Origin of the sequence: Paenibacillus chartarius (assembly GCF_042432825.1) — a bacterium.
In the GTDB taxonomy this organism is placed as follows: Bacteria; Bacillota; Bacilli; order Paenibacillales; family NBRC-103111; genus Gordoniibacillus; species Gordoniibacillus chartarius.
The window spans coordinates 1-11,726 of record NZ_JBHLWN010000106.1; the positions used below are offsets into that span (position 1 = coordinate 1).

Consider the following 11,726-nt stretch of genomic DNA (forward strand, 5'->3'; position numbering starts at 1 on the left):
GTTGTTTTCTTGCGAAAACCTCTCACTCGTCATTCAGTTTTCAAGGAGCAATCTCTTGCTTGTCTGCTTTCGAAAGAAGAGTATCTCTCAAAAGCGACTTTACTAAAGTATCACATCCGGCTGTACAATTGCAAGTGGCAATTTTTCGCCGTGCGCCCCGCGGCTGCTCTCTCAAGCGCCCGTCCGAAGCGACAAGGAGTACTATATCACAATCCGAAAACCGAATGCAACCCCTCCGCAATAGAAAAAAAGTCCTCGGAGCCCCAAGCCCCGAGGATATCATCAAACTTGCCGTTATTCACCGCCGATGAGCACATACCGCAGAACAATCAAGCCGGCCAAGATCCACATTAGCCAGTGCACCTTGTGCTCGCTTTTCCCGCTCATCCGACCGACAGTCGCAAGAATCACATAAGAGAAAATACCGAATGAAATGCCATTTGCGATATTATATGTCAAAGGCATCATCACGATAGTCAGAAACGCCGGAATCGCAACGACAAGGTCCTGGAAGTCGATCTCGCGGATCGATTGAGCCATCAGTACGCCGACAACAATCAGAGCGGCGGCAGTAGCCGAAGACGGAATCATTGCAACGATCGGGGCGACGAACAGCGCAAGCAGGAAGCAAACGCCCGTCGTTACCGCAGTAAGGCCGGTCCGTCCGCCTTCAGCTACACCTGCGGAGCTCTCTACGAAAGCGGTAATTGTACTTGTCCCGACTGCAGCACCGAAAGAAACGCCGAGAGCATCGTACAGCATCGCTTTGCCGACGCGGCGGTTGCCCTCTTCTTTATTTTGCATAATGCCCGCCCGGTTAGCCGTACCGACCATCGTGCCGAACGTATCGAACAATTCAACGAAAGTAAACGTCAAGATGACCGTAACAATGCCTGTCGAAACCAATCCCGCGAAGTCAAAATGGAACAGGTTCAGCTGGCCGAAATCCGGAATCCATTTCACGTCCGACGCCATCTTCACATCGCCCATCAGCGCGGCAATAATCGTCGTACCGAGCATCCCGAACAAAATCGCGCCGCGAATGCGGAGCACCATCAGGACGGAAATGAGAAGCAGGCCGACGATTGTGAGAATGACGGTGTGGTCATGCAAACTGCCAAGCCCGATTACCGTTTCGAAACCAAGCAGCGGATGGAACCCGCCCGCTTTATATTCATTAGGACTGGAGAGAGCGATGGACATTAGCCCGCTGTTCTTCATCCCGATAATCGTAATAAACAAACCGATGCCGACCGTAATCGCATGCTTCAGACTGTCGGGCACGGCGACGAGCATGATTTGCCGAACCTTCGTGACCGTCAACAGCAGGAAGATAAGTCCCGAAATAAAGACAGCGGTCAAAGCCGTTTGATATGAAAATGCTCCGTTCGAAGTGGCCACGACGGTAGCGAAATAAGCATTCAGCCCCATCCCCGGAGCTAACGCCACTGGGAAATTCACGAACAATCCCAATACGATTGTCATGACGCCGGCACCGATTGCCGTGGCCAGGAACACCGACTCCCACTGCATGCCTGTGCCGCCGGTAAGAACCCCCGGATTGACGGCCAGAATATAAGCCATCGTCATGAACGTAGTCAAGCCCGCCATAATCTCTGTCCGAACGTTGGTGCCATTTTGCTTCAGCTTGAAAAACCGATCCATTCGCGCTCAGCCTCCTAGGCTATTTATTGAAGCGAAACGAAAAAAGCCGCGACCCCGATTCGGCCCCGGCCTATCTTAACGGCGAAAAAGTACCCGAAACCCATGATGGTCGGTACTCAGTTTCTCCGTCCCGTAGCCGGGTCATTCCGGTGACCCCGTAGAAACTCCCGGGCCGATTCCCAGGATTATACGAAACAGCTCTTCACATTTGCTTTACATGATTTCCGTTATTCATTGTAGACGCGGGAGTCGATTTTTGTCAATAAAAAATCCGAACATTCCCGATGATTTTCACCAAGATGTTCGGATTCATAATTAAGGTAATGTTACTCCCACTCGATGGTAGCCGGCGGCTTCGAGGTAATATCGTACACGATGCGGTTCACGTTCTCCACTTCGTTGACGATTCGCACCGAAATTTTCTCCAGCACGTCCCACGGAATGCGCGCCCAATCGGCCGTCATGCCGTCGATCGACGTGACCGCCCGGATGCCGACGGTGTACGAATACGTACGGGCGTCGCCCATGACGCCGACGCTCTTCATATTCGGAAGTGCAGTAAAATACTGCCAAATTTCGCGGTCGAGGCCCGCTTTGGCGATCTCCTCGCGCAGGATGGCGTCCGATTCCCGAACGATTTCCAGCTTCTCCTCCGTCACTTCGCCGAGCACGCGAATCGCCAGTCCCGGTCCCGGGAACGGCTGACGCCATACGATTGCCGCAGGCAGACCGCATTCCTCGCCGACCTTGCGCACTTCGTCCTTAAACAGCGCCTTCAGCGGCTCGACGAGCTTGAATTTCATATCCTCCGGCAACCCGCCGACGTTATGGTGCGACTTGATCGTATGCGCCGTAGCGGTGCCGCTCTCTACAATATCCGTATAGAGCGTGCCCTGCGCGAGAAATGCGAAATCGTCGAAGCGGGCGGACTCTTCCTCGAACACACGGATAAACTCGTTGCCGATAATTTTGCGCTTTTGCTCCGGATCGTCCACACCGGCAAGCTTGCCGAGGAACCGCTCGCGCGCATCGATCTTGACAACCTTCATATCGAACTTGCCGACGAACGTGTCCATGACGCTCTCGGCTTCGCCTTTGCGCAGCAGGCCGTGATCGATGAACATACACGTAAGCTGATCGCCGATGGCCTTATGCAGCAAAATGGCTACAACCGACGAATCGACGCCGCCGCTCAGCGCGCACAGCACCTTCTTGCTGCCGACCTGCTCGCGGATGTCGCGGATCGTATCTTCAATGAACGTCTCCATGCTCCACTCGCCTGTGCAGCCGCAAACGTCGAAGAGGAAGTTGCGCAGCATTTCGTTGCCGTAGACCGAATGGCGCACCTCGGGATGGAATTGTACGGCGAATACCCGCTTGTCCGCATGGCTCATAGCCGCAATTGGCGCATGCTCGGTCGAAGCGTCCACGACGAAGCCTTCCGGCAGCACCGATACGTGGTCGCCATGGCTCATCCATACCGTTTGCTTCGCTTCGAGTCCCTTGATCAGCCGGCAATGACTTTGGAAGTCGACGTCCGCTTTGCCGTATTCGCGCTTCGCGGCGCGTTCCACTTTACCGCTCAGCTGATGCGCAATCAGCTGCATCCCGTAACAGATGCCGAAGATCGGGATATTCAGGTCATAGATCGCCGGATCCACGTGCGGGGCATTCTCTTCATATACGCTTGCCGGGCCTCCGGAGAACACGATCCCCTTCGGCTGCAGCTCGCGGATGCGGCTGGCCGGCGTGTTGTACGGCATCAGCTCGCTGTAGACTCCGAGATCGCGGATGCGCCGCGCAATCAGCTGATTGTACTGCCCTCCGAAGTCCAATACGACGATCAATTCGCTAGGCTTATTCATAGATTTACCTTTCGTCCCCTCTCCAGTAATTGTAGCCAATTATATAGAACGGGCTATAGAGGGTCAAGCCACAAAGTAGGGTCGGCCGGCAATACGTTTCAGGCGGTTTGCCGGATTCGCCGCCACAGCTCCTGCAGCATACTGCGGGCGATCGGACGGCGGCGCTGCGGGTCGTAACGCGTCAGCTCGTCAAGACGGGCGAACTCCAGCAGGGCTGCGCTTCGCGCCGGGTCGCTTCCGGCGATGCGGGCGACATATTCGCGAGTCGTTTCCTGCGGCGATTTCGGCCCGTACATGCGATAAATGCGCCGCCACAGACGGTCGAGCAAAGCGTGCGAATCGTTTCTCTTCAGCGGAACGATCGGCAGCGGCGGGGTTGCCTTGAAGTGCTTCCCGGCAAAATATGCGCCTACTGCCGCTGCGGCAAGACCGAACGCGGTCAGCGCCGCCAGCCATGGCTTTCGGAGCAGCGCCGCTGCGGCAATGCGGTACGCCGACTCTAGTTTGTGTAATGTTCCTGCGGTTATGCCGGCAAGGCTGACGGATTGCTGCGGTTGCTGCGCGGCCGGTGCCGTGGATGCGGCAGGGTTGGACGCACTGCGGATTATGTCCTGTGCAGCGCCGATGGAGCCGTCCGCGCCGGATGCCGCCGAGACGGGCTGCGATATTGCGCCGGTAGCGGTCTCGGGCCCGTAGCCCGGCGTTGGATCGAAGGTCACCCATCCCGCACCGGTAAAATAAACCTCCACCCACGAATGCGCGTCCCGGTTTCGCACGACGACGGTATGCATGCCGTCCTCTCCCGGCGAGCCTTGCTCCGTACCGGGGGAGTAGCCTTTCACCCACCGCGCCGGTACGCCCACCGAACGAAGCATGACGACCATCGCCGACGAGAAGTGATCGCAGTATCCCGTTTTATCGGTAAAGAGAAAATGGTCGACGAAATCGGCTCCGTCCGCAGGCACGGTCGGAGAGCTCATGCTGTAGCTGTAGGTCCCGGAACGCAGCAGCTGACGGATTGCCATAACTTTGGCATATGGCGTTGACGCATCGCTTGCCGCCGCTTGCGCAAGCTGTTTGACGCGCCCGGGCAGCGACGGGGGCAGCTGCAAGTATCGCTCGATGATGACCGCCGGATACGGCTGTGTATCGGCTTGAAGCTGAGCCTCGCTTGGCGGCGGGAACGGTTCTGCTTCTATACGGTAATAAGCGGCCGATTCTGCATCCGGAGGCAGCGTGTAGGAGCCGCTTACCGGGCTGTAGCGTACCGACTCGAAGGGAATCAGCCTGTTCTGCGTCGACAACAGCGCATCGATTCCGGTTACGGTTCCTCCTGTGAAAATCACCCTTCCCGCTCGTCCTTGCGGAAGCATGACCTCTTGGCGCAGAAGATTGTCGCCGGCGTTTGGCTGCGGTCGGGATTGCGGCTCCGGCTGCTGGGACTGGGATTGCTGCTGGGCCTGCAACTGCGGAGGCGGCGACTGTGGCTGCTGCCCGGACTGCAATAGCTGCTGGGACTGGGATTGCTGCGCAGGCTCCTGCGGCCTCGCCGGGAGCGACAGCGGCACCGACTCTTCGGCCGACGACCGCCATCCCCTGCCGGTGTACAGATCCCGCGACTCCCCCCGCCAATATGTAAGCTCATTCGTCCGAGCCTCCAGAGCGATGCCGTCATCCGGCCGAACCGGTCCACCGAGCTCAGTGTCGTCGCTGCTATAGCCCGTCAAGGAAACGGCGGACGACACGAGAGCCGCCGGCGGCCATTCCGTATTGGCGGCGGGGAAGGTCCACCCTTGAATCAGCGTATCGCCAAGCGGCTTCATGACGCGCCCAGCCGTAACATCCGCCGGCTTCCAGCCGAACCAGCCCACGGCGGCGCACAAAGCCAGCGCACCGGCGGCTGCGATACTCCATCTGAAGGCTGCCTCCGGCCCAAGCTCCATGCCTCGCTGCCGGAAGAGCCGGTCGGGCATCAGAAGCGCCAGCAGCAAGCCCGACCAGCCGAAGGCGCGCAGCACCCCGAAGGTCGTATCGACGCCGAAAATCAGCTGCAGCAGCAGCAAATACAAAACCGTAATTCCACCGAGCCAAACCGCCTGCTGGCGCTGCACGAGCAGCACATGAAGGACCGACACCATCATGCACCAGCCGGCCGCAAACAGCAGCGTGCGCGTCTCGCCGCCGATCAGCTCGTATTCGGCCTGCAGCGCATATTGAATGTCCTGCCACACCTGCAGCGCCAATTGAGGCAGCCATGTGAGCCGGAACAACGATTCACCATAAAATAAAAAACCGACAAGGCCGACCGTCAGCGCCCCCTTGAGCGGAGCGCCGGCGGCGGCCGGGACCCGCAGCCCGTCCAGCAGCAGCGTCAAGCCGAACAAGACGAGAAACGGGCGAATATCGTACAGCTCGGTCACCGGCGACAGCTCCGGCAGCGGGAGCAGCCACTCCCGCACGAGCAGGAACAGAAGCAGCGAGACCCCGAGCAGCTTCCAGACCGGCGGCGCCGGGATGGGCGGCGCGCTGCGGCGGGCGTGAGCGCCGGGGCCGGCGGCTGCGGTTGGTTTAGCCGCGAACATAAGCGGCACCTCCTTGAGCGGTCGCGGTGCGACCGCGGACTTTCGCGAGCGGAGGCTGCGCGCTGTCCTGCCGCTGGAGCGGCAGGAGCAGCACGTCGCAGCCGAGCTCGCGCAGGGCGGCGAGCCGCGCCGGCTCCGGCGCGGCAAGCTCGGGCGCGTGCGGCAGCGCCAGCAGCACGCTGCGCCCGCGGCGGTGCAGGCTGCGCAGCACCGCGAGCAGCGGCTCGTCCACGCGCGGCGTGACGAGCGCCAGCGCCGTGGCGGCGGGCTGCGCGGCAGCCTCGCCGGCCACCGTATCGGCAAAGCGCAGCGCGCCTTTGCCGTCAATGCGCGCGAGCCGCTCGAGGAGCAGCTCGCGCTCGCGCGGGCCGCCGCCGGCGACATGGCCGCCGGCGTGGCAGCACGCGAAGGCGAGCGCCATGCCGCGCTCGCCGCAGCTGCGCAGCAGTCCGGCCGCCGCCCGCACGGACGACTCCAGCGCCTCCGGGGCCTCGTCGCCGAGCGCGGCGTACGTCGCTGCGCTCGTATCGAGCAGCAGCAGGACCCGCTGCTGCTCCTGCGGCTCCGCTTCCTTCACCGTCAGCTTGCCGCGCCGGGCGGTCACCTTCCAGTGCAGGCTCCCGACCGGATCCCCGGGCACGTAGTCCCGCAGCCCGGAAGGATACCCGCCGGCGCCGGACAGCGCCGCCGCCATACGCGACGGCCGCCCTTCGCCCGCCGGCCCGGCCGAGCCGCGCCACGGTACCGGCAGCTCGAGCGGATAGGCGACGAAGCCGATCGGCCGCCCGGAGACAGCCGCACGTTCAGCCTGACGGCTGCGCCGGGCAAAGCCGAGTCCGTCCGCCGCCGTCGCCCTCACTCCAACCAAGGTATACTCGCCCCGCGGCAGCCCGGCCAGCGTATATTGATACCCGAGTGCGCTCCGGAACCATGGAAACAGCAGCCTCCTTACAAGCTTCGAATGTGCATCGCCGCTCCGTCTCCATTCCTCTTCGACCAGCAGCCACGGCACCGGCACCCGGGACCGGTGCTCCAGCAGCACCGACACGACGAGCGGACGGCCTTCCGTAATCCGCATGGCCGACAGCTCGTGATGGACAGACACTTGGCGCAAAGCGCCGAATCTTATCATAACGGTCATCGCAACGATAACCGAAAGAGCTTCAAACACAAACCACGTCGCATAGCCCCCTTGCAGCCAGCCGAGCAAGCCGGACAACATCCACGCGCAAAACAGGGCGATCGCATTGCCTATCGATCCCATCGCCGCCTCCTAACCCGCCGAAGCCGAAGACGCCGCATAGGAGGACGGCGGAATCGGTACGGTGCCGACTGCGGCGCGCACGACGGTTTCGCCGGACCGGCCGGACAGCCGCGCTTCGGGGGTGAGCTGCAGCCGGTGCGCGAATACGGGCTCCGTCATTATTTTCACATCGTCCGGTATCGCATAGGTTCGCCCCTGCAAAAACGCCCGCGCCTGCACCGCTTTGTAAAGCGCGACCGTCGCCCGGGGACTTGCCCCCAGCAGCGTATCGGAGGAGCTCCGGGTCGCCGACGCCAGCGCAACGATATACTGCTTGAGCGAATCGTCAACATGTACCCGGCTTGCCTCCCTCTGCAGCTCAACGAGCTCCTCCTGAAGAAGCACCGGCCGCAGCGCTTCGAGCGCAGGGCGCTCGCCGGTCCGGCCCAGCAGCTGCACTTCGTGCTTTGCATCGGGATAGCCGATCGACACCTTCATCAGAAAACGGTCAAGCTGCGCTTCGGGCAGCGGATACGTCCCGTCAAAATCGACCGGATTCTGCGTAGCGAGCAGCAGAAACGGCTTCGGCAGCTCATACGTCACCCCGTCAACGGTAACCCGGCCTTCTTCCATCGCTTCCAGCAGCGACGCCTGCGTCTTCGGCGGCATCCGGTTCAGCTCGTCCGCCAGAACGATCGAAGCCATAATCGGCCCGGGCCGAAATTCGAACGCCTCCGTCCGGCTGTTGTAGACGGACACTCCCGTCACATCGGACGGCAGCAGGTCCGGCGTGCCCTGAATTCGCTTGAAATCGCAGCCGACCGTGCGGGAGACGGCGCGGACAAGCATCGTTTTGCCGACGCCGGGAACGTCCTCCAGCAGCAGATGACCGCCGCACAGCAGAGCGATGACAACCTTCTCGACGACATCTCTTTTGCCGAGGATAACCTTCTCGACATTAGTCATAATTCTTTCAATAAGAACGTGGGGCTGATCCAGCCATAACGAAGGGGACGACGACATAAGGGTAAACCTCCTAATCGGTATTGCCATGATAGTCATAGTTTTGCCGATTTTGAGAGATTTAGACTCGCCGCTGCGGGAAGGTTGATGGATTTTTAAGAAAAGTGAAAAAAAGGAAGAGAGAGTATGAGAAGCTGAGGCATGGATGTAAAGAGTTTTGTGCGCTGCTGTTTCACAAAGGCGCCTTGCTGCAGGATCCTCACGGCTGCCTCATGTAGCAAACGGAGCAAATCTAACATAATCGATTAGGTTTTCGAGCAACAACAAAAGACCGAAGCTAAGTCCGGCACTTTGGAGCCGTGCGATCGACAACGCTTCGGTCGTTATGGTTTTCACTCAAGCGCCAAGTCCCCCGGCCGTAACGAACAGCCTTCGCCGCACGATCGTCACGAACCTCTCGTTACTTTCCATCGACCATTTGCCGATTCCGCCGCCCAAGAGGTTGACCGTTTGACGAAGCGGTACGGTCACGGAACCGTCGTTCAATCTCATATCCACCAGATAATTCGTGGAGTGCAGCCGCCCGAACAAGTAGGTGCGAACCGTCAGCGTATCGAGGTCATAGATGAGCTTGCGCAATCCGTACAGAACGGTAACGCTGCGAGTCCGCTCATCCCAGATGACATAGCCGCCCATATTCTCGACCAGTGCCCGCAGCGGAACACGCAGCTGCCCATTGTTCAGCTCATACCCGTATTCGGGGATGGACACCAGCTTGCCGGCGAATCTCAATTGCAGCAGCGCTTTGTTCTCGCGCGGTGTGGTGAATACGGTTGACTTCGCCTTCCCCTCCGATGAAGCAGGCTGCACTGCGGACTCTGCCGCAACAGCCTGCAGCCCTGCCTCTTCCCGGCCGTTTGCCCCCGCCGCAGCCGCTTGCGGGCCGCCCGCCTCCTGCTGCGTCTTCGCCAGCGCCTGCCCGTCGGAACGCGATGCGCCGGCTTCACGGGCAGCGGCGGCAAGCTCGCCGAACGTTCCGTACGTCGTGCTTCTCGGCCATTTGGCCGCTTTGCTTACCGCAAACTGCTGCGGCTTCACCTGCTCCGACAACACATCGAAGACGTAACCCTTCTCCTTGTAATACCGGATGATGTCGGGGAGCGCCCGCACCGTCTCGCCGTGCCCGGTCCCGTCGTGCATCAGAACGGTAACTTCATGCCCCAACGTCCCATTTTTGATGGTTTCGACTATTTCCTGCGCCGGGACGCCGACCCGCTTCGAATCTCCGCTGTCTACATTCCAATCGTATATCAAGTAACCGGCCTGATCCAAATAATAGAAATAGTACGCGTCGAAATTCCCCGCTGTGCCTCCCGGCGCGCGCAGCAGCTTCGGCTTGAAGCCGGCCACCTTCTCGAACACGCGGTCGGCCGCCTGTACCTCGCTCCAGAAGCCGTCGAAGCTTCCATACAGCTTGCTGTACACATGATCGTAGGAATGATTGCCGAGCGCATGCCCTTCCTCGATCACCCTTCGCACAATGTCCGGAGAACGCTCCGCCTCCGAGCCGAGCTGGAAGAACGTCGCCTTCACATTTTCCTGCTGAAGAATATCCAGTATTTGCGGAGTCAGCCTGCTCGGGCCGTCGTCGAACGTCAAATACACCGTCGGCTTCTCCGGCGTTATATACGCTCTCGGGGTCATGACCTTGTGGCCGGAGGCCAGCTTGGCAAACAGCTCCTCCTCCGGATCCGAGTCTGCAGCTTGCACAGGTACGGGAACCATATAGAGCGAAACGACGACAACGGCCAGCATCCATAACAGCAGCGTACGGGCATAGGAAGTAGAAGTGCGGATGAAGTTGTTCGGCTTGCGCATCGCGATATCCCTCCGGAATCTCTATCAATAAAAACAATTGCTAGAGTATATGGGGGATCTTACGCAAGTATGCTAGCTTTCCGAAAATGACAAAGGCCGCGCTAACGTCCCGCCGGGACGCTGCACGACCGCCTCTGCCTGTCTCAGATTATACTAGGACTTCTTCGCCTTAACGGCATCCAGCACGTTCTGCACATGCCCCTTCACCTTGATGTTGCGCCATTCCTTCGCAATCCGCCCCTCTTCGTCGATAAGGAATGTCGAGCGGATCAAGCCCATATATTCGCGTCCGTACAGCTTCTTCGGCCCCCAGACGCCGAACAGCTCCGCAATCCGATGGCCTTCATCGGACAACAGCGGGTACGGCAGCGTGTATTTCTCCACAAACTTGCCGTGCCGCTTCAAATCATCCGGGCTAATGCCCAGAACCTCCACCCCAAGCTGCCGGAATTCGGCCGTATAATCGCGAAAATCGCAAGCTTCATTCGAACAGCTCGGCGTCAAATCCTGCGGGTAAAAGAACAGCACGACTTTCCTGCCGCGATACTGCGACAATGTGATCTGCTCTCCGTTCGAAGCCGGCAGCGTGAAATCGGGCGCCATCTCTCCTGCTGTCAGTGTACTCATGCTCCTGCCACCTCTCCGTATCTCCGTCTATCTAGTATGTGCCAACATTATACGAAGAGCCGCTGGGACGTGCAACATGAAGCCCGGGCGCCTTGCCGATGGGCCGCCCTTATGACCCTGCGCCGCGGTACCTTGACACCCCGACATTCCATATCCACATGCCGAAGGCGAAGAACGCGAGGCCGACAGCCGGTGTCGCCAGCACGACCCAAGCCCAGTTCGCCCGGTCGAGGAAGAACGCCGACGGATAGAAGCCGACGAAAGCGAACGGCAATACGACGGACAGCATAATGCGCAGCGTACGGTTGTAGATCGTAACCGGGTAGCGGCCGTAGTTCTGAAAGTTCCAGACGAGCGGCAGAATGCCGGTCGGCGCATCGGAGAAGAAGCCGATCGCCGTTAGCGACACATACACTCCGGCGTACACGAGCACCGAGCTGACGACCATCACGATGAATACGATCGGGTCATACCATGCCATCGGTACGCCGAGGTGAACCCACGCGTACACCATGACGATGAAGCCGGCGAGCGCGCTGAACAGCGAAGCGGGGTCGAGATTTTCCAGCATGAGCTGCAGCAGGTTGTGCGCCGGACGGGTCAGCACGCGATCCATTTCGCCCTTGACGATATACCGCTCGGTAAAGCCCCATAGATTGAAAAACGTCGTGAAGATGCCGTACGGCACCATGAAATATCCGTAAATGAACAGCATCTGCATCTCGCTCCAGCCGCCGATGAACGGCGTATGCTGGAACAAGACGAGGATGACGAACAAGTTAAGACCGTTGAACATTAAGTCGGTAATAATTTCGATCCAGAAGTCGGCCCGGTACGTCAGGCGCGTCTTCATGTAGTTTTTGAGATAATCCAGCATCAGCGATACGTAAAACATAACGTTGT

Annotated in this window: 8 protein-coding genes and 1 riboswitch; all 8 genes read right to left on the minus strand. The window is 59.5% G+C overall.

Annotated features, from left to right (window positions below; all coding sequences use genetic code 11):
* Nucleotides 1–294: 294 nt before the first annotated feature.
* A complete protein-coding gene (locus ACFFK0_RS26450) occupies nt 295–1,665 on the minus strand; it encodes an NCS2 family permease (protein ID WP_377473621.1) in 1,371 nt (456 codons plus the stop codon).
* Between the two features lie 113 nt (nt 1,666–1,778).
* A riboswitch (purine riboswitch) is annotated at nt 1,779–1,878 on the minus strand.
* 113 nt (nt 1,879–1,991) lie between these two features.
* Nucleotides 1,992–3,530 (minus strand): glutamine-hydrolyzing GMP synthase, encoded by a 1,539-nt coding sequence (gene guaA, locus ACFFK0_RS26455; RefSeq protein WP_377473623.1) that lies wholly within the window; start codon nt 3,528–3,530, stop codon nt 1,992–1,994.
* 98 nt (nt 3,531–3,628) lie between these two features.
* Entirely contained in the window at nt 3,629–6,112 is a 2,484-nt protein-coding gene (locus ACFFK0_RS26460; protein ID WP_377473625.1) for a DUF4129 domain-containing transglutaminase family protein, read from the minus strand.
* Nucleotides 6,099–7,376: a DUF58 domain-containing protein gene (locus tag ACFFK0_RS26465; protein WP_377473627.1), complete on the minus strand. Its 1,278-nt coding sequence runs from the start codon at nt 7,374–7,376 to the stop codon at nt 6,099–6,101. Before ACFFK0_RS26465 ends, ACFFK0_RS26460 begins: the two co-directional genes overlap by 14 nt.
* A gap of 9 nt (nt 7,377–7,385) precedes the next feature.
* Nucleotides 7,386–8,378, minus strand: coding sequence for an AAA family ATPase (locus tag ACFFK0_RS26470; RefSeq protein ID WP_377473629.1), 993 nt, complete (start codon nt 8,376–8,378; stop codon nt 7,386–7,388).
* Nucleotides 8,379–8,714: 336 nt separating this feature from the next.
* On the minus strand, nt 8,715–10,196 hold the full coding sequence (locus ACFFK0_RS26475; RefSeq protein ID WP_377473631.1) for a polysaccharide deacetylase family protein: 1,482 nt from the start codon (nt 10,194–10,196) through the stop codon (nt 8,715–8,717).
* Between the two features lie 153 nt (nt 10,197–10,349).
* Nucleotides 10,350–10,823: a thioredoxin-dependent thiol peroxidase gene (bcp, locus tag ACFFK0_RS26480; RefSeq protein ID WP_377473633.1), complete on the minus strand. Its 474-nt coding sequence runs from the start codon at nt 10,821–10,823 to the stop codon at nt 10,350–10,352.
* A gap of 109 nt (nt 10,824–10,932) precedes the next feature.
* Complete coding sequence (locus tag ACFFK0_RS26485) at nt 10,933–11,718, minus strand: ABC transporter permease (protein ID WP_377473636.1); 786 nt, start codon at nt 11,716–11,718, stop codon at nt 10,933–10,935.
* Between the last annotated feature and the right edge of the window lie 8 nt (nt 11,719–11,726).